This is a genomic window from Mycobacterium palustre (genome assembly GCF_002101785.1).
In the GTDB taxonomy this organism is placed as follows: Bacteria; Actinomycetota; Actinomycetes; order Mycobacteriales; family Mycobacteriaceae; genus Mycobacterium; species Mycobacterium palustre.
In genome coordinates this window covers 1-16,222 of the sequence record NZ_LQPJ01000070.1, presented here as the reverse complement: position 1 = coordinate 16,222, position 16,222 = coordinate 1, and the positions used below count along the sequence as shown (strand labels likewise).

19 protein-coding genes and 2 pseudogenes are annotated in these 16,222 nt (G+C 70.7%); 17 read left to right on the top strand and 4 right to left on the bottom strand.

The features are described 5' to 3' along the window. Positions 1 to 54: 54 nt before the first annotated feature. Together AWC19_RS06330 and AWC19_RS06325 are read left to right on the top strand one after the other, a co-directional pair. Positions 55 to 1,878 (top strand): N-acyl-D-amino-acid deacylase family protein, encoded by a 1,824-nt coding sequence (locus AWC19_RS06330; RefSeq protein ID WP_372508654.1) that lies wholly within the window; start codon positions 55 to 57, stop codon positions 1,876 to 1,878. A gap of 1 nt (position 1,879) precedes the next feature. Next, positions 1,880 to 2,494 (top strand): TetR/AcrR family transcriptional regulator, encoded by a 615-nt coding sequence (locus AWC19_RS06325; RefSeq protein WP_085077220.1) that lies wholly within the window; start codon positions 1,880 to 1,882, stop codon positions 2,492 to 2,494. Here the strand turns inward: AWC19_RS06325 and AWC19_RS06320 are convergent. Continuing rightward, positions 2,489 to 3,361: a D-alanyl-D-alanine carboxypeptidase family protein gene (locus AWC19_RS06320; RefSeq protein ID WP_085077219.1), complete on the bottom strand. Its 873-nt coding sequence runs from the start codon at positions 3,359 to 3,361 to the stop codon at positions 2,489 to 2,491. The genes AWC19_RS06325 and AWC19_RS06320 overlap by 6 nt on opposite strands. An 18-nt stretch (positions 3,362 to 3,379) precedes the next feature. Next, a complete protein-coding gene (locus tag AWC19_RS06315; protein WP_142281026.1) occupies positions 3,380 to 3,664 on the bottom strand; it encodes a hypothetical protein in 285 nt (94 codons plus the stop codon). A 161-nt stretch (positions 3,665 to 3,825) separates the two neighbouring features. Between AWC19_RS06315 and AWC19_RS06310 the strand changes: the two genes are divergently transcribed. The 5 genes from AWC19_RS06310 to trmD all read left to right on the top strand — a co-directional run bounded on the left by AWC19_RS06310 (position 3,826) and on the right by trmD (position 6,429). Further along, entirely contained in the window at positions 3,826 to 4,257 is a 432-nt protein-coding gene (locus tag AWC19_RS06310; protein WP_085077217.1) for a nuclear transport factor 2 family protein, read from the top strand. A 175-nt stretch (positions 4,258 to 4,432) separates the two neighbouring features. Continuing rightward, a complete protein-coding gene (gene rpsP / locus AWC19_RS06305) occupies positions 4,433 to 4,948 on the top strand; it encodes a 30S ribosomal protein S16 (protein ID WP_085077216.1) in 516 nt (171 codons plus the stop codon). A 6-nt stretch (positions 4,949 to 4,954) separates the two neighbouring features. Next, positions 4,955 to 5,197 carry an RNA-binding protein gene (locus AWC19_RS06300; protein WP_036354608.1) on the top strand — a complete coding sequence of 81 codons (243 nt, stop codon included), beginning with the start codon at positions 4,955 to 4,957 and terminating at the stop codon, positions 5,195 to 5,197. A gap of 18 nt (positions 5,198 to 5,215) precedes the next feature. After that, positions 5,216 to 5,746 (top strand): ribosome maturation factor RimM, encoded by a 531-nt coding sequence (rimM, locus tag AWC19_RS06295; protein WP_085077215.1) that lies wholly within the window; start codon positions 5,216 to 5,218, stop codon positions 5,744 to 5,746. Further along, the gene (gene trmD / locus AWC19_RS06290) at positions 5,743 to 6,429 is read left to right on the top strand and encodes a tRNA (guanosine(37)-N1)-methyltransferase TrmD (protein ID WP_085077214.1); all 687 of its coding nucleotides are present in this window, start codon (positions 5,743 to 5,745) and stop codon (positions 6,427 to 6,429) included. The genes rimM and trmD overlap by 4 nt, the downstream gene beginning before the upstream one ends. Positions 6,430 to 6,442: 13 nt before the next feature. Here trmD and AWC19_RS06285 read toward each other — a convergent pair whose 3' ends face one another. Then, complete coding sequence (locus AWC19_RS06285) at positions 6,443 to 7,396, bottom strand: serine hydrolase (protein WP_085077213.1); 954 nt, start codon at positions 7,394 to 7,396, stop codon at positions 6,443 to 6,445. 340 nt (positions 7,397 to 7,736) lie between these two features. On the opposite strand from AWC19_RS06285, the gene rplS reads away from it, so the two are divergent. The 4 genes and pseudogenes from rplS to AWC19_RS06265 all read left to right on the top strand — a co-directional run bounded on the left by rplS (position 7,737) and on the right by AWC19_RS06265 (position 10,079). Beyond that, positions 7,737 to 8,078 (top strand): 50S ribosomal protein L19, encoded by a 342-nt coding sequence (gene rplS / locus AWC19_RS06280; RefSeq protein ID WP_067116496.1) that lies wholly within the window; start codon positions 7,737 to 7,739, stop codon positions 8,076 to 8,078. Positions 8,079 to 8,105: 27 nt separating this feature from the next. Further along, positions 8,106 to 8,996, top strand: a complete 891-nt coding sequence (gene lepB / locus AWC19_RS06275; protein WP_085077212.1) for a signal peptidase I — start codon at positions 8,106 to 8,108, stop codon at positions 8,994 to 8,996. A gap of 2 nt (positions 8,997 to 8,998) precedes the next feature. Then, positions 8,999 to 9,758, top strand: a pseudogene (locus AWC19_RS06270) (ribonuclease HII). Positions 9,759 to 9,773: 15 nt separating this feature from the next. After that, positions 9,774 to 10,079, top strand: a complete 306-nt coding sequence (locus tag AWC19_RS06265) for a DUF2469 domain-containing protein (protein ID WP_076122808.1) — start codon at positions 9,774 to 9,776, stop codon at positions 10,077 to 10,079. Positions 10,080 to 10,090: 11 nt separating this feature from the next. On the opposite strand, the gene AWC19_RS06260 is transcribed toward AWC19_RS06265, so the two are convergent. Further along, positions 10,091 to 10,852 carry a GAF and ANTAR domain-containing protein gene (locus AWC19_RS06260; RefSeq protein WP_085077355.1) on the bottom strand — a complete coding sequence of 254 codons (762 nt, stop codon included), beginning with the start codon at positions 10,850 to 10,852 and terminating at the stop codon, positions 10,091 to 10,093. A 200-nt stretch (positions 10,853 to 11,052) separates the two neighbouring features. On the opposite strand from AWC19_RS06260, the gene AWC19_RS06255 reads away from it, so the two are divergent. The 6 genes and pseudogenes from AWC19_RS06255 to AWC19_RS06230 form a co-directional block, all read left to right on the top strand. After that, positions 11,053 to 12,033 carry an NAD-dependent epimerase/dehydratase family protein gene (locus AWC19_RS06255; protein ID WP_085077354.1) on the top strand — a complete coding sequence of 327 codons (981 nt, stop codon included), beginning with the start codon at positions 11,053 to 11,055 and terminating at the stop codon, positions 12,031 to 12,033. Between the two features lie 27 nt (positions 12,034 to 12,060). After that, the gene (gene fdhD / locus AWC19_RS06250) at positions 12,061 to 12,882 is read left to right on the top strand and encodes a formate dehydrogenase accessory sulfurtransferase FdhD (RefSeq protein ID WP_085077210.1); all 822 of its coding nucleotides are present in this window, start codon (positions 12,061 to 12,063) and stop codon (positions 12,880 to 12,882) included. A gap of 103 nt (positions 12,883 to 12,985) precedes the next feature. After that, complete coding sequence (locus AWC19_RS06245; RefSeq protein WP_085077209.1) at positions 12,986 to 13,363, top strand: YraN family protein; 378 nt, start codon at positions 12,986 to 12,988, stop codon at positions 13,361 to 13,363. Continuing rightward, entirely contained in the window at positions 13,363 to 14,874 is a 1,512-nt protein-coding gene (locus tag AWC19_RS06240) for a YifB family Mg chelatase-like AAA ATPase (RefSeq protein WP_085077208.1), read from the top strand. The genes AWC19_RS06245 and AWC19_RS06240 overlap by 1 nt, the downstream gene beginning before the upstream one ends. Continuing rightward, positions 14,871 to 16,004, top strand: coding sequence for a DNA-processing protein DprA (gene dprA / locus AWC19_RS06235; protein ID WP_085077207.1), 1,134 nt, complete (start codon positions 14,871 to 14,873; stop codon positions 16,002 to 16,004). The genes AWC19_RS06240 and dprA overlap by 4 nt, the downstream gene beginning before the upstream one ends. A 105-nt stretch (positions 16,005 to 16,109) precedes the next feature. Beyond that, positions 16,110 to 16,222 (top strand): annotated as a pseudogene (locus AWC19_RS06230) (hypothetical protein); the annotation flags it as partial.

The window sequence follows — 16,222 nt, the reverse complement described above, 5'->3', positions numbered from 1 at the left end:
GGGCCGGGCGCTTCCCCGAATAAAGATTGCGAGCACTTGCTATCTATGTTACGGTTGCCGGCACCCAATGAGGTGGAGGAAACCGTGGCCTACGACGTGATCATTCGACAGGGACTGTGGTTCGACGGGACCGGCGGCCCGCCCAAGACCCGCACGCTCGGCATCCGCGACGGGGTGGTGGCCACGGTTTCGGACCAGCCGCTCGACGAGGCCGGCTGCCCCGACGTCATCGACGCCGCCGGCAAGTGGATCGTGCCCGGCTTCATCGACGTGCACACCCATTACGACGCGGAGGTGCTGCTGGACCCCGGGCTGCGCGAGTCGGTGCGCCACGGCGTCACCACGTTGCTGCTGGGCAACTGCTCCCTGTCGACCGTCTACGCCGACGCCGAGGACGCCGCGGACCTGTTCAGCCGGGTCGAGGCCGTGCCGCGCGAATACGTCCACGGCGCATTGCAAGCCAACAAGACATGGTCGACGGCGGCCGAATACGTCGGGGCGATCGACTCCTTGCCGCTCGGGCCCAACGTCGGTTCCCTGGTCGGTCATTCGGACCTGCGCACCGCGGTGCTGGGGCTCGACCGCGCCACCGACCCGACCGTTCGGCCCACCGACGCCGAGCTGGAGAAGATGGCGGCGCTGCTCGACGCGGCGCTCGACGCCGGGATGCTGGGCATGTCCGGGATGGACGCGGCCATCGACAAGCTCGACGGCGACCGGTTCCGGTCGCGCGCGCTGCCGTCCACCTTCGCCACGTGGCGCGAGCGGCGCCGGCTGATCGAGGTGCTGCGCAAGCGCGGCCGCATCCTGCAAAGCGCCCCCGACGTCGACGACCCCAAGTCCGGGATCCTGTTCTTTTTGTCCAGCAGCCGGATGTTGGGGTGGCGCAAGGGGGTTCGGATGAGCCTGCTGGTGTCGGCCGACGCCAAGTCGATGCCGCTGGCCGTGCACACCTTCGGCCTGGGCACCCGGCTGCTGAACAAGATCCTGGGCTCGGCCGTGCGGTTCCAGCACCTGCCGGTGCCGTTCGAGCTGTACTCCGACGGCATCGACCTGCCGGTGTTCGAGGAGTTCGGCGCGGGCACCGCGGCGCTGCACCTGCGCGACCAGCTGCAGCGCAACGAGCTGCTGGCCGACGAGGACTACCGGCGGCGGTTCCGGCGCGAGTTCGACCGCGTCAAGCTCGGCCCGTCGCTGTGGCACCGCGACTTCCACGACGCGGTCATCGTGCAATGCCCGGATAAGTCGTTGGTGGGCAAGAGTTTTGGGGCGATCGCCGACGAGCGCGGGCTGCACCCGCTCGACGCGTTCCTCGACGTGCTCGTCGAGAACGGCGAGCGCAACGTCCGGTGGACCACGGTCGTCGCCAACCACCGGCCCAAGCAGCTCGACAAGCTCGCCGCCGAGCCGAGCGTCCACATGGGCTTCTCGGACGCCGGCGCGCACCTGCGCAACATGGCCTTCTACAACTTCCCGCTGAAGCTGCTGAAGCGCACCCGCGACGCCCACCGGGCCGGCGCGCCGTTTTTGTCGATGGAGCGCGCGGTGCACCGGCTGACCGGCGAGCTGGCCGAGTGGTTCGGCATCGACGCCGGCACGCTGCGCGAGGGCGACCGGGCGGACTTCGTCGTGATCGACCCCGCCGGCCTCGACGACTCGGTGGACGGCTACTACGAGGAAGAGGTGCCGTTCTACGGCGGGCTGCGGCGCATGGTCAACCGCAACGACGACGCCGTCGTCGCGACCGGTATCGGCGGGACCGTGGTCTTTCGCGGCGGCGAATTCCGGGAGGGCTACGGCCGCACCGTGAAGTCCGGCCGCTACCTGCGGGCCGGCGAGCCGCACCGCGGCCGCAGCGCCGCCAAAGTCGGTGCGTGACATGGCCAGAACCCAGCAGCAGCGCCGTCAGGAGACCGTCGGGCGGCTCCTCGAGGCCGCCATCGCCACCATCATCGAGGTGGGCTACGCCCGGGCGTCGGCCGCCGTGATCACCAAGCGCGCCGGGGTGTCCGTCGGCGCGTTGTTCCGCCACTTCGAGACGATGGGCGATTTCATGGCGGCCACGGCGTCGGAGGTGCTGCGCCGCCAGCTGGAGTCGTTCACCAAGCGGGTCGCTGAATTACCGGCAATACCACCGGACCGGCCCGCGCTCGGCGCCGCGCTGGCCATCCTGCGCGACATCACCAGCGGCCCGACCAACGCCGTGCTCTACGAGCTGCTGGTGGCCGCGCGCACCGACGAAAAGCTAAGAGAGACTTTGCAACACGAGCTGGGGCAGTACGCGGCGAAGATCCACGAGGCCGCCCGCGCGCTGCCGGGCGCCGAGAACTTCCCCGCGGAGACGTTCCCGGTCGTCGTGGCGTTGCTGACCAACGTGTTCGACGGGGCAGCGGTGGTGGAAGGCGTGCTGCCGCAACCCGAGATCGCCGAGCGGCGCATCCCGGTGCTGACGGCGTTGCTCAGCGCGGCGCTGCCGAACACGGCCGGGCTATAGCGAGCCGACGCCCGCCTCGGGGTTGAGCGCGAAGCCCCAGTCGAACAGGCTGGCGGCCTGGTCCCAGTACGTCGGGCCACCCTCCTTGACCAGCCCGTACATCATCGCGATCACCAGCCGGCGGCCACCGCGGGCGGCCGCGCCGACGAAGGTCTTGCGGGCCGCGTTGGTGAAGCCCGTCTTGCCGCCGATGGCGCCGGGGTAGCGCTGCAACAGTTCGTCCTGGTTGGTGATCGGGTGATCGCCGTTATCGCCGGGGAACATCGCCGACGGCTCGGCGGTGATCTGGGCGAAGACCGGGTTGGCCATCGCGGCGCGGAAGATGACGGCCAGGTCGTGCGCCGTCGAGGCGCCGGAGCCGCCGGGCCCGTCCAGGCCGGACGGGGTCGCGGCGTGGGTGCTGGTCGCTCCCAGCGACGCGGCCTTGGCGTTCATCTTGGCCACCGTGGCGTCGGCGCCGCCCATCAGGTGCGCCAGGGTGTTGGCGGCGTCGTTGCCCGAGACCAACAACAGCGCGTCCAGCAATTGGCGCGCGGTGTAGGTGCGGCCCGGCTTGATGCCGACGCAGTTGCACTCGACCTGGGTGTCGGCCACGTCGGCGACCACGGTGGAGTCCAGGCTCACCTGGTCCAGGGCCACCAGCGCCAGCAGCACCTTGATGGTGCTCGCCGGCGGGTGGGCCACGTTCGCGTCGCGTTCGGCCAGCACCTGCCCGCTGTCGAGGTCGGCGACGATCCACGTCTGGGCCGGACCGTCCGGAATGGGAAGCGAACCGGCCGGCTGTGCGCTATCGGCCGAGGCCGCGGGCAGGCCGACGGCGGCCGCGACCGTCAGCAGGGCGGTGATCGCGGCCATCAGCTTCCGCATGGCCGCACAGTTTAAGGGTCAGTGCCAGGGCATGTCCCGCCAGGAGTAGAACGCCCCGTCGCCGATGTCGTGCACGCCGTAGTAGTCCCAGAAGTAGTCGTGGCAGACGCTGCCGTCCCACGGGACCGGCCGGCCCGCCGGGTTCGCGTCGCCCGGGCACCAGTGCTGGCAAGATTTCCCGGCCGGGCACGGGCCGGCCTGCGCGGCGGGCGCGACCAGCGCCGCCCCGCCGAACATCACCAGCGGGGTCGCCACCGCCGCGATCGCAGCCCTGCCCGGGCGGAATCGTCGCGCTCGGTTCATGCTGGCTCCTTCGTTTGCCGGCGGTCCTTGAAAAAAGTAGACCGCACCCGCGGCGCTACCGATCCCAAATTCGGGCAAACGGTCACCGCCGGCCATCGCCCCGACCACCACGCCGAGATGGACCGGCCGCGGCGGCGAAAGTCATCGTGTTGAATCGACGCATGCTGAGCCTGGAGGAGATCTCGGACCGGTTGGAGATCCAGCAGCTGCTGGTGGACTACTCCACGGCCATCGACAACCGCCGATTCGACGACCTGGACAACGTGTTCACCGAGGACGCGTACATCGACTACACCGCGCTGGGCGGGATCCAAGGCCGCTATCCGGAGGTGAAGAAGTGGCTGTCGGAGGTGCTGCCCAACTTCCCCGTCTACGCGCACATGCTGGGCAACTTCTCGGTGCGCATCGACGGCGACACCGCGTCGTCACGGGTCATCTGTTTCAACCCGATGGTGCTGCCCGGTGACTCGCCCGACAACAAAGACCAGGTGCTGTTTTGCGGCCTGTGGTACGACGACGAGTTCGTGCGCACGCCCCAGGGTTGGCGGATGACGCGGCGGGTCGAGACCAAGGTCTTCCAGAAGGTGATGTGACGGGAATTTCCGCCGACGGGTCCGGCTCTGGCACAATGGGCGGCTGTCCGCCGAACGACCCACCGCGCGACGGTGCTCGTTCGTCCGGTCACACACGCGAGGCAAAACCGGACCCGGGCAACCCGCCCGGGTCGCTGAATTGCAGCGTGACACCCGCAGGAGAAGTCGCTTAACCATGGCTGTCAAGATCAAGCTCACCCGGCTCGGCAAGATCCGCAATCCCCAGTACCGCATCGCCGTCGCCGACGCGCGCACCCGCCGCGACGGCCGCTCGATCGAGGTCATCGGCCGCTACCACCCCAAGGAAGAGCCGAGCCTCATCGAGATCGACTCCGAGCGCGCGCAGTACTGGCTTTCCGTCGGGGCTCAGCCCACCGAGCCCGTCCTCAAGCTGCTGAAGATCACCGGTGACTGGCAGAAGTTCAAGGGCCTGCCGGGCGCCGAGGGCAGCCTGAAGGTCGCCCCGCCCAAGCCGTCCAAGCTGGAGCTGTTCAACGCCGCGCTGGCCGAGGCCGAGGGCGGGCCCACCACCGAGGCCGCCAAGCCGAAGAAGAAAGCCCCGGCCAAGAAGGCCGCCAAAACCGACGAGTCCGCCACCGACGCGGCCGACACCGCCGAGGCCGAGAAGGCCGCGGCACCCGCCGAGGGTGGCGAGCAGTCCGAGCCGGCCCAGCCCGCCGCGGGGAGCTGACCCACGATGAGCACCGTCGTCGTCGACGCTGTCGAGCATCTGGTCCGCGGAATCGTCGACAACCCCGACGACGTCCGCGTGGACCTCGTCACCAGCCGCCGCGGGCGGACCGTCGAGGTGCACGTCCACCCCGACGACCTGGGCAAGGTGATCGGCCGCGGGGGCCGCACCGCGACCGCGTTGCGCACACTGGTCGCCGGGATCGGCGGCCGCGGCATCCGCGTCGACGTGGTGGACACCGACCAGTAGCGGGTCGGGGATACTCCCTTGGAGTTGACCGTCGGGCGCGTGGTCAAGGCGCACGGCATCAGCGGCGAGGTGGTGGTGGAAATCCGCACCGACGATCCCGCCGCCCGGTTCGCGCCCGGTAATGCTCTGCGCGCCAAGAATTTTCGCAGTGGCGCCGAGGGCACCTACGTCGTCGACACGGCGCGTGAGCACGGCGGCCGGCTGCTGTTGCGCCTGGCCGGCGTCGACGACCGGGACGCCGCCGAGGCGCTGCGGGGCAGCGTGTTCGTCGTCGACTCCGACGACCTGCCGCCCATTGACGAGCCGGACACCTACTACGACCACCAACTCGAGGGCCTGCGGGTCCGCACGACGACGGGGCGCGACGTCGGCGTCGTGGCCGAGGTGCTGCACACCGCGGCCGGTGAATTGCTGGCCGTGCGAAGCGATTCCGGCTCCGGCAAGGACGAAGTGCTGGTGCCGTTCGTCAGCGCGATCGTCACGTCGGTGTCGCTGGACGACCGGTTGGTCGAGATCGATCCGCCGGACGGCCTGCTGGACCTGGCATGAGAATCGACGTCGTCACGATCTTCCCGTCGTACCTCGATCCGTTGCGGCAATCGCTGCCGGGCAAGGCGATCGCATCGGGCCTGGTCGACTTGCGGGTGCACGACCTGCGGCGGTGGACCTACGACGTGCACCACTCGGTGGACGATGCGCCGTACGGCGGCGGCCCCGGAATGGTGATGAAGGCGCCGGTGTGGGGCGAGGCGCTGGACGAAATCTGTTCGGCGGAAACGGTTTTGGTGGTCCCCACCCCGGCGGGCGCGCTGTTCACGCAGGCGACCGCGCAGCGTTGGGCGAGCGAGGCGCACCTGGTCTTCGCCTGCGGGCGCTACGAGGGCATCGACCAGCGGGTCGTCGAGGACGCCGCGCGGCGGATGCGGGTCGAGGAAATCTCGATCGGCGACTACGTGCTGCCGGGCGGGGAGTCGGCGGCCGTGGTGATGATCGAGGCCGTGCTGCGGCTGCTCGACGGGGTCATCGGCAATCCCGCGTCGCACCGCGACGATTCGCACTCGCCGGCGCTGGACCGGCTGCTCGAAGGGCCCAGCTACACCCGGCCGCCGAGCTGGCGTGGCCTCGACGTCCCCGAGGTCCTGCTGTCCGGTGACCATGCGCGGATCGCCGCCTGGCGGCGCGAGGTCTCGCTGCGGCGCACCCGCGAACGCCGCCCCGACCTGTTGGACTGAACGCGCGCCCGGCTCAGATGCGGCCGTTGGGAAATATCGTCTTGACGGCCTGGGTGATGGTCTGCCGCGCGGTCGCGTCGTCGGAGGCCTGCAGCGACTGCACGACCACCACGTAGCGGTGATCGGCGCCGATCACGCCGGTCGACAGGTGCATCCAGTCCGCCCCGACGCAGCACATCCAGCCCTGCTTGACCGCCACCGGCTCGGCGAACAGGCCGTCGGGAATGCCGAACCGCTGCGGGTAGCCGTCGACTCCGGTCGGCGTGGACTGGGCCAGGTCGTTGACGATGACCTCCGCCTCCCGCGTCGGCAGCCCGCCCGACCCGTCGAGCAGCATGTCGTAGTAGCGGGTGAGGTCGGTCAGCGTGCTCGTCGTGTTCCACCAGCGCCCGTCGCTGGGCGGAACGGTGGACGACAGCCCGTAGCGGGCGGCGACCTGCGTGATGATGGCGCCGGCGCCGCCCTGATCCCAGAACCTCTCGGCCGCGCCGTCGTCGGACGATTGCAGCATGGCGTCGAAAGCCTGGCGGTCCTCGGGGGTAAGGCTGGTCTTGCCCTCGGACTCGTGCAGCAGCAGATCGTCGGCGATGAACAGCTTGGCCACCGAGGCCGTCCCGACGATCTGGGGGTTGCCGTTGGTGACCAGCTCGTGGGTCTTGCGGTCGAGGACGGCCACCGAGAGCGCGGCCCCGCCCGCGGCGGCCTCGTCGATGGCCTGCTGGATGCGGGCCGGCAGGCCGCCGATCGGGCCGGGCACGGCCTGCGGCGCCGTCGGCGCCTTGACCGCGTCGAGCAGCAGCTGGACCGTCTCGGGCTGGGCGGGCAGCAGCCGGGTGGGCGTGTCGCGCACCGGCTTGACGGACTCCTTCGCCCGCAGCTGCGGCTCGATCAACGCCTCGTCGCACCCGGCCAGCACCAGCGTGACCACCGCCACGGCGGCCAGCAGGGTGAGCGGGCGGGCGCGCATTTTTCGATCTCCTCCGACGCGAAACAGTTGTGGGCGGGCCGCGTCGCGGGCTGCCGCGGAAGCCAGAGTTTCAGGCGCCACCAGCGCGTTTCGACCCCAGTCATGTGTACCACCCGCCGACGCCTTGAGCGCGCTGCGAACCGCGACGTTTACACGTGATTTTCAAAGCGCGCGGGCCGTCTGGCACAATTGGCCAGTTGTCTCCAACGTGTCAGTGGGCCGGGCCGCTTCCCGCCTGCTGCGAGATACGCGCTAGAAGCCCGAAACCCATCGGCTTGACCACGCCCACGCCCCCGCGTGGGCCGCCGCCGCAAGCCGCGACCGCAAGGAAGTTCTAAGAATGAACCGGCTGGACTTCGTCGACCAAGCGTCGCTGCGCGACGACATCCCGGCCTTCAACCCGGGTGACACCATCAACGTGCACGTGAAGGTCATCGAGGGCGCCAAGGAGCGTATCCAGGTGTTCAAGGGCGTGGTGATCCGCCGGCAGGGCGGAGGCATCCGCGAGACGTTCACCGTGCGCAAGGAGAGCTACGGCGTCGGCGTCGAGCGGACCTTCCCGGTGCACTCGCCGAACATCGACCGCATCGAGGTGGTGACCCGTGGCGACGTGCGCCGCGCCAAGCTGTACTACCTGCGTGAACTCCGCGGCAAGAAGGCCAAGATCAAGGAAAAGCGCTGACCGAGCGGCCCTGGCTAGGGTGATCTCGTGACCGACAACCCGGACTCACCTGAGCCTCCGTCCGACGCCGGCCAGTCAGAGCCGAAGGTTTCGACCCGCGACCCCAGGGACCCCGAGGCGTCCGCCGACGGTCTTCAGGCCCTGCCGCCCCCCGTGCCTCCCGAGTCGGTCGGGCCGGAACCCAAGAAGAAGTCGGCGCTGCGCGAGACGGTCATCCTCGCGCTCATCGCGGTGGTGCTCTACTACGTGATGCTGACGTTCGTGGCGCGCCCGTACCTGATCCCGTCGGAGTCCATGGAACCCACGCTGCACGGCTGCAGCGGCTGCGTCGGCGACCGGATCATGGTGGACAAGCTCACCTACCGCTTCGGCTCGCCGCATCCCGGCGACGTGATCGTCTTCAAGGGACCGCCGTCGTGGAACCTCGGGTACAAGTCGATCCGCTCGAACAACACCGCGTTGCGCTGGGTGCAGAACGCGCTGTCGTTCATCGGGTTCGTGCCACCCGACGAGAACGACCTGGTCAAGCGGGTGATCGCGGTCGGGGGACAGACCGTGCAGTGCCGGGCCGACACCGGGCTGACGGTCAACGGCAAGCCGCTCAAGGAGCCCTACCTGGACCCGGCCACCATGATGGCCGACCCGTCGGTGTACCCGTGCCTGGGCAGCGAGTTCGGGCCGGTCACCGTGCCGGCCGGCCGGCTGTGGGTGATGGGCGACAACCGGACGCACTCGGCGGACTCGCGGGCGCACTGCACCAGCGTCCCCGCCGAGGCGCTCAAGGGCATCCTGTGCACCGGCGACCCGATGGCGGGCACGGTGCCGGTGTCCAACGTCATCGGCAAGGCGAGGTTCATCGTCTGGCCGCCCTCACGGTGGGGTGGCGTGGGTTCGGTGAACCCCCAACAAAGTCGGTAGCCGTGGCCACGACGTGGCCGCCGCGGACGGTGATCCGCAAGTCGTCCGGATTGCGCACCCTCGAGTCCGCGCTGTACCGCAGCGGGCTCGGCCCCGTGGCCGGGGTCGACGAGGTGGGCCGCGGCGCCTGCGCGGGCCCGCTGGTGGTGGCGGCCTGCGTGCTGGGGCCGGGCCGATTCGAAAGCCTTGCGGCCCTTGACGATTCGAAAAAGCTCACCGAGAAGATGCGGGAGAAGCTGTTCCCGCTGATCCGCCGCTACGCCCTGGCCTACCACGTGGTGTTCATCCCGCCCGAAGAGGTCGACCGGCGCGGGGTGCACGCGGCCAACATCGAGGGCATGCGCCGCGCGGTCGCCGGCCTGGCGGTGCGCCCGGGCTACGTGCTCAGCGACGGTTTCCGGGTGCCCGGCCTGCCGATGCCGTCGCTGCCGGTGATCGGCGGAGACGCGGTGGCCGCCTGCATCGCGGCGGCCAGCGTGCTGGCCAAGGTCAGCCGCGACCGGCTGATGGTCGAGATGGACGGCGAGCATCCCGGCTACGGCTTCGCCGACCACAAGGGCTACAGCACGCCGGCGCATTCGACGGCGCTGTCCCGGCTGGGGCCCTCGCCCGCGCACCGCTATTCGTTCATCAACGTGCGGCGGGTGGCTACCGGCGCGGGACCGCGACTGGTGGCCGAATGCAAACCGGACCCTCCGGCCGAGCGCGCCGGATACGGGTGAGGAAAGATGGAACCAGGTTCCTGGGAAGAAGGACGTCTGAGCAGATGAGTGGCAGATGAGCGCAGAAGATCTCGAAAAGTACGAAACCGAGATGGAGCTCTCGCTGTACCGCGAATACAAGGACATCGTCGGCCAGTTCAGCTACGTCGTGGAAACCGAGCGGCGCTTCTATCTCGCCAACAGCGTCGAGATGATGCCGCGCAACGCCGACGGCGAGGTCTACTTCGAGCTGCGGCTGTCCGACGCCTGGGTGTGGGACATGTACCGCCCGGCCCGGTTCGTCAAGCAGGTGCGCGTGGTGACCTTCAAGGACGTCAACATCGAAGAGGTCGAAAAGCCCGAGCTGCGGCTGCCGGAATAGGCCGGGCCGATCTACCTGGCCGCCAGGGACTGGCCGGCGCCGTGGGTCGGCAGTTCACCGCGCTTGTCGATGACGGCGCGCGCCACGTCGGCCAGCTTGATGTTGAGCGCCTGGGAGTGCCGCCGCAGCAGGTCGAACGCCTGGTCTTCGCTCATGTCGTGTAGCAGCATCAGCATGCCGACCGCCTTGCCGATCTCGCGGTTGCTCAGCAGCCCGCGCCGCAGGCTCGCCGCGTCCTCGCCCTTGGAAACCGCGCTGATCGCCACGCTGGCGAACGACGCCAGCACCGCCGCCCGGCCGGCCGACTCGGCGTCGAACATGTTGGGGGTGTCGCTGAAAAGGTTGAGCGCGGCCGCCTTTCGCTTGTCGATCAAAAGTCGAAAGCCCATGGCTCCGCGCACCGGCGTCTCGTCCACCAAAATCTTCGCCAGCTTGGGCCACAGCGACGGCGAGGTCAGGTCCGTGTCGATCTGCGGGGTCTCCTCCTCGATGGCGTCGATGCACGGGCCGTCGCCGGCGCGCCGCTCCAGCTCGTCGATCTGCTGGGCCAGCCGGTCGCTGGCCCCGACGGTGACGTATCGGTCGTTTTCCCGGACCATCAGGCTGGCGTGGTCGCAGCCCCGCACGGTCAGCGTGGCGGCGATGCAGATCGCCGCGTACATCTGTCTGGCGTCCGAACCCTGGTAGATGATCTCGGCCAAGGCGGCGAAGACGGTCGCCGGGTCGGCCCTCTCGCCCCCGGGTGTCGAACCGCCGACCGATTCGTCAGCCATCTGGTGCCCCATTCTGCGGTGCAGGTAGTTAGGCCCGCGCGCAATCGCCGTCCATTATCGTCCGCCACACCGGACGTACACGGTATCTCGCCTTTATGCGCCGAAAGATTCGCATCCGCAAGGAGGCGACGGCGCAGACGGGGTGTCGGGACTTCTGCGATCGTGGTTTCCGCAGGGCTGCGGAAGGGAAGGAGGTTCAGGTGGGATTGACCGTGGCCGTGACCGGGCCGACCGGCGAGATCGGTATCTCCGCGGTGACGGCGCTGGAGGGCGAGCCGGCGGTGGACAGCATCATCGGGATGGCCCGCCGGCCGTTCGACCCGTCGTCGCGTGGCTGGGTGAAAACCCGCTACCAGCAGGGCGACATCCTCGACCGCGACGCCGTTGACGCCCTGGTGGCCCAGGCGGACGTGGTGGTCCACTTGGCGTTCATCATCATGGGTTCGCGAGACGAGAGCTCGCGGATCAACCTGCAGGGCACGCGCAACGTGTTCGAGGCGACCGTCGCCGCCGAGCGTCCGCGGCGCCTCGTGTACACGTCGTCGGTCGCGGCGTACGGCTACCACTCCGATAACCCCGTTCCGATCACCGAGGACGTGCCGCCGCGGGGCTCGGCCGAGCACTACTACTCCGCCCAGAAGGCCCAGTGCGAGGCGCTGCTCGTCGAGATCACCAAGGATTCGCCGCTCGAGGTGTTCATCCTGCGGCCGTGCATCGTGGCCGGGCCCGAGGCAACGGCCCTGGCCGACGCGATGCCGTGGAACCAGCTGCCCGGGCCGGTGCGCGCGTTGGCCAAGGTGGCGCCGGTGTTGAAGCCGGTGGTGCCGGATCCCGGTTTCCCGCTGCAGCTGGTCCATCACGACGACGTCGCCGAGGCGATCGCCCTGGCGGCGACGGCGCCCGCCCCGCCCGGCGCCTACAACATCGCCGGCGACGGCCTGGTCACGGTGTCGGATGTCGCCCGGGCGCTGGGGGGCCGGCCGGTGCGGGTTCCGGCCGTGGCCGCCTCCGCGGCGTCGGCCGCGATCTCGAAGGTGCCGTTCATCCCGTCGATGCTGGAATGGCTGCACGTCGCGCGCACGTCGGTGGTGATGGACACCAGCAAGGCGCGCGATCAGCTCGGCTGGCGCCCGGTGCACTCCTCGGCGGACACCCTGGCGGCGCTGGCTCAGGCGGTCTGACGGGCGCACCAAGGTAGTTTGGCCTGCGTGGGTCAGGTAACGGCACGCCGCCGCGCACGCCATCTCACCGCCGGCCGCGCGGTCACGCGACCGGAAACTCTGGCCGTCGAGGAGCCCCTCGAGATCAGGGTCGACGGGGCGGCGGTCACGGTGACGATGCGCACGCCCGGTTCGGATTTCGAACTGGCGCAAGGCTTTCTGCTCACCGAAGGGGTGATCGGGGCCCGCGAGGACGTGGTGGCCATCCGGTATTGCGGCGGGCGCGGCGACGACGACGCCAACACCTACAACGTCCTCGACGTCACCCTGGCCCCGGGTGTCGCCCCGCCGGGCCTCGACGTCACCCGCAACTTCTACACCACCTCGTCGTGCGGGGTCTGTGGCAAGGCGTCGCTGGAGGCGGTCCGGCTGATCAGCCGCTTCATGCCCGAAACCGATCCGGCGGCCGTCGCCGCGGCGGCGCTGCAGGAGATGCCCGGCCGGCTGCGCGCCGCGCAAAAGGTGTTCGACACCACCGGCGGGCTGCACGCCGCGGCGCTGTTCGGCGTCGACGGCACCATGCTTGTGGTGCGCGAGGACATCGGCCGCCACAACGCCGTCGACAAGGTCATCGGCTGGGCGCTGGAACAGCACCGGGTGCCGCTGCGCGGTTCGGTGCTGCTGGTCAGCGGCCGGGCGTCGTTCGAGCTGACGCAGAAGGCGGTGATGGCCGGGATACCCGTGCTGGCGGCGGTGTCCGCGCCGTCGTCGCTGGCGGTCTCGCTGGCCGAGGAGTCCGGGATGACGCTGGTCGCGTTTTTGCGGCAGGACTCGATGAACGTCTACACCAGGGCCGACCGCATCACCTAACCGCTGTGGACGGATCCCCGTCTGGGGATAACCGCCGGTTTCGGTGACGGTTCGGCCCCCGCGGCGTCGCCTCGCGTCGTGGTCACCGGGCACGGTGGCTCCCATGACGACGCACACGACGATGACCCGAATCGAGCTCGGGGCGATGGGCGAGGCGCTCGCGGTGGACCACCTGACCCGGATGGGATTGCGGATCCTGGGCCGCAATTGGCGGTGCCGCTATGGCGAACTGGACGTCATCGCCTGCGACGACGCCACCCGCACCGTGGTTTTCGTCGAGGTGAAGACCCGCCGCGGCGACGGCTACGGCGGGCTGGCCTACGCGGTCACGCCGCGCAAGGTCGGTCGGCTGCGCCGGCTGGCCGGGCTGTGGCTGACCGGGCAGGACCAGCGGTGGGCGGCGTTGCGCCTGGACGTGATCGGCGTGCGCGTCGGGCGGCACCGCACCCCGGAAATCACGCACCTGCAGGGGATCGGCTGATGGCGCTGGGGCGGGCCTTCTCGGTCGCCGTTCGCGGACTGGACGGCGAGATCGTCGAGATCGAGGCCGACATCAGCTCCGGATTGCCGGGCGTGCACCTGGTGGGCCTGCCCGACGCCGCGCTGCAGGAGTCCCGCGACCGCGTCCGCGCGGCGGTCACCAACTGCGGAAACGACTGGCCGCAGTCCCGCCTGACGCTCGCCCTATCGCCGGCGACGCTGCCCAAGATGGGGTCGGTCTACGACATCGCCCTCGCCGCGGCGGTGCTGTCGGTGCAGCGGAAGCGCCCATGGGCGCGCCTGGAGAAGACGGTGCTGCTGGGCGAGCTTTCACTCGACGGGCGGGTGCGGCCGGTGCGCGGGGTGCTGCCGGCCGTGGTGGCCGCCAAGCGCGAGGGCTGGCCGACCGTCGTCGTGCCGGCGGACAATCTGGCCGAGGCCAGCCTCGTCGACGGGATCGACGTGTGGGGCGTGCGCACGCTGCGGCAGCTGCGGGGCTGGTTGGGCGGCGCCGGCGACCTGGACCCCCGGGTCACCGCGAAGGCCCCGCCCGCCGAGCCGGCGGCGGATCTGGCCGACGTGGTCGGGCAGTCGCAGGCGCGGTACGCGGTGGAGGTGGCGGCGGCCGGGGCGCATCACCTGATGCTCACCGGGCCGCCCGGAGTGGGCAAAACGATGCTGGCGCAACGCCTTCCGGGACTGTTGCCGCCGCTGACCGAGGACGAGTCCCTGGAAGTCACCGCGATCCACTCGGTGGCCGGCCTGCTGGCCGCGGACACGCCGTTGATCACCAGGCCGCCGTTCGTGGCGCCGCACCACAGCTCGAGCGTCGCGGCGCTGGTCGGCGGCGGCTCGGGGATGGCCCGCCCGGGCGCCGTCAGCCGGGCCCATCGCGGCGTGCTGTTCCTCGACGAGTGCGCCGAGATCAGCGTCCGCGCGTTGGAGGCGCTGCGAACGCCGTTGGAAGACGGGGAAATTCGGCTGGCCCGCCGCGACGGGGTGGCCACCTACCCGGCGCGCTTCCAGCTGGTGCTGGCCGCCAACCCGTGCCCGTGCGCGCCGGCCGACCCGCGCGACTGCGTCTGCGCGGCGCCGGCCAAGCGGCGCTATCTGGGCAAGCTGTCCGGGCCCTTGATGGACCGTGTCGACTTGCGGGTTCAGATGAATCCCATCCGCGCGGGCGCGATCTCGGTGACCGACGGCGAGTCGACGGCGCAGGTTCGCCGCCGGGTGGCCGCGGCGCGCGGCGCGGCCGCCGAGCGCTGGCGGCCCTACGGGGTCCGCACCAACGCCGAGGTGAGCGGTACGCTGCTGCGGCGAAAATTCCGTCCCGGCAACGCCGCCATGGAGCCGCTGCGCAAGGCGCTTGACGGCGGGCTGCTCAGCATCCGCGGCCTGGACCGCACGCTGCGGGTCGCGTGGAGCCTGGCCGACCTGGCCGGCCGGCAGGTCCCCGGGCCCGGCGAGGTCGCCGCCGCGCTGAGTTTCCGCCAACCGGGGGCGCACCGATGACGCCGCCGGATCCCGTGCCACTGGCGTGGGCCTACCTGTCGCGGGTGGCCGAACCGCCCTGCGCGAGGCTGGCAGAGCTGGTGCAGCGGGTCGGTCCGGTGGAGGCGGCCGACCGGGTGCGGCGCGGGGCGGTCGACGACGCCTTGGCGCGCCACACCGAGGCCAGGCGGGAAATCGACAGGGCCGCGGCCGATCTGAAGTTGCTCACCGACCGCGGCGGCCGGCTGATCACCCCCGACGGCGACGAATGGCCGACGCTGGAATTCGCCGCGTTCGGCGGCGCCAAGGTCAAGGCCCGCGGTGGGGCGCCGCTGGTGTTGTGGGCGCTTGGACCGCACCGCCTCGACGACGTGGCGCGCCGCGCGGCCGCCCTGGTGGGAACGCGCGCCTCGACCGTGTACGGCGAGCAGGTGGCCGCCGACCTGGCGTCGGGCCTCGTCGAGCGCGACGTCGCGGTGGTCTCCGGCGGGGCCTACGGAATCGACGGTGCGGCGCACCGCGCCGCGCTGCACTGCGACGGCGTCACGGTGGCGGCCCTGGCGGGCGGGATCGACATCCCTTATCCGGCAGGGCATGCCACCTTGCTGCACCGCATCGGGCGGCACGGGTTGCTGTTCACCGAGTATCCGCCCGGGGTGCGCCCGGCGCGGCACCGGTTCTTGACCCGCAACCGCCTGGTGGCCGCCGTCGCGGGGGCCGCGGTGGTGGTGGAGGCGGGGTTGCGCAGCGGCGCGGCCAGCACCGCGGCGTGGGCTCGGGCCCTGGGGCGGGTGGTGGCCGCGGTGCCCGGACCGGTCACCTCGTCGGCGTCGGCGGGGTGTCACGCGCTGCTGCGCGACGGCGCCGAACTGGTCACCCGTGCCGAGGACATCGTCGAATTGGTCGGCCGCATGGGCGAATTCGCGCCTGCAGAACCCCTGCCCGCCACCGAGCTGGACGGGCTGAGCTCCGACGAGCGCCGGGTGTACGAGGCGCTTCCGGGCCGGGGCTCCGTCACGGTCGACGAGGTCGCGATCTCGTCGGGGCTGGCACCCGAGCGGGTGCTCGGGCCGCTGGCGATGCTGGAGCTGGGCGGCCTGGCGCGCCGCGACGAGGGGAGCTGGCGCATCGTTCGCGCCGGTTCCCGATGAGCCGGGTAAGGCGGGAAGCCGTTCGCCGATCACCCATTCCAGCGCGTGCGCGGTGGACCGGGCGGCTTGGGCGACCGACGGCCGGCTCAGCCGCGGCGCCAGCGCGTCGATGAGGTGTGCGAGGCCACGGGCGCCGACGTCAAGGTGCTGGCCGACGCGCTCGGGTACGACCCCCGCATCGGGCGCCAATTCCTCAACGCCGGATTGGGTTTCGGCGG

Bases quoted from the DNA above. Each gene is read 5' to 3' on its own strand.
- trmD (WP_085077214.1), top strand. From the start codon at position 5,743: ATGAGAATCGACGTCGTCACGATCTTCCCGTCGTACCTCGATCCGTTG.
- AWC19_RS06300 (WP_036354608.1), top strand. From the start codon at position 4,955: ATGAGCACCGTCGTCGTCGACGCTGTCGAGCATCTGGTCCGCGGAATC.
- AWC19_RS06265 (WP_076122808.1), top strand. From the start codon at position 9,774: ATGAGCGCAGAAGATCTCGAAAAGTACGAAACCGAGATGGAGCTCTCG.
- AWC19_RS06240 (WP_085077208.1), top strand. From the start codon at position 13,363: ATGGCGCTGGGGCGGGCCTTCTCGGTCGCCGTTCGCGGACTGGACGGC.
- rplS (WP_067116496.1), top strand. From the start codon at position 7,737: ATGAACCGGCTGGACTTCGTCGACCAAGCGTCGCTGCGCGACGACATC.
- AWC19_RS06260 (WP_085077355.1), bottom strand. From the start codon at position 10,852: ATGGCTGACGAATCGGTCGGCGGTTCGACACCCGGGGGCGAGAGGGCC.
- AWC19_RS06315 (WP_142281026.1), bottom strand. From the start codon at position 3,664: ATGAACCGAGCGCGACGATTCCGCCCGGGCAGGGCTGCGATCGCGGCG.
- dprA (WP_085077207.1), top strand. From the start codon at position 14,871: ATGACGCCGCCGGATCCCGTGCCACTGGCGTGGGCCTACCTGTCGCGG.
- AWC19_RS06320 (WP_085077219.1), bottom strand. From the start codon at position 3,361: ATGCGGAAGCTGATGGCCGCGATCACCGCCCTGCTGACGGTCGCGGCC.
- rpsP (WP_085077216.1), top strand. From the start codon at position 4,433: ATGGCTGTCAAGATCAAGCTCACCCGGCTCGGCAAGATCCGCAATCCC.
- AWC19_RS06310 (WP_085077217.1), top strand. From the start codon at position 3,826: ATGCTGAGCCTGGAGGAGATCTCGGACCGGTTGGAGATCCAGCAGCTG.
- AWC19_RS06325 (WP_085077220.1), top strand. From the start codon at position 1,880: ATGGCCAGAACCCAGCAGCAGCGCCGTCAGGAGACCGTCGGGCGGCTC.
- AWC19_RS06245 (WP_085077209.1), top strand. From the start codon at position 12,986: ATGACGACGCACACGACGATGACCCGAATCGAGCTCGGGGCGATGGGC.
- AWC19_RS06285 (WP_085077213.1), bottom strand. From the start codon at position 7,396: ATGCGCGCCCGCCCGCTCACCCTGCTGGCCGCCGTGGCGGTGGTCACG.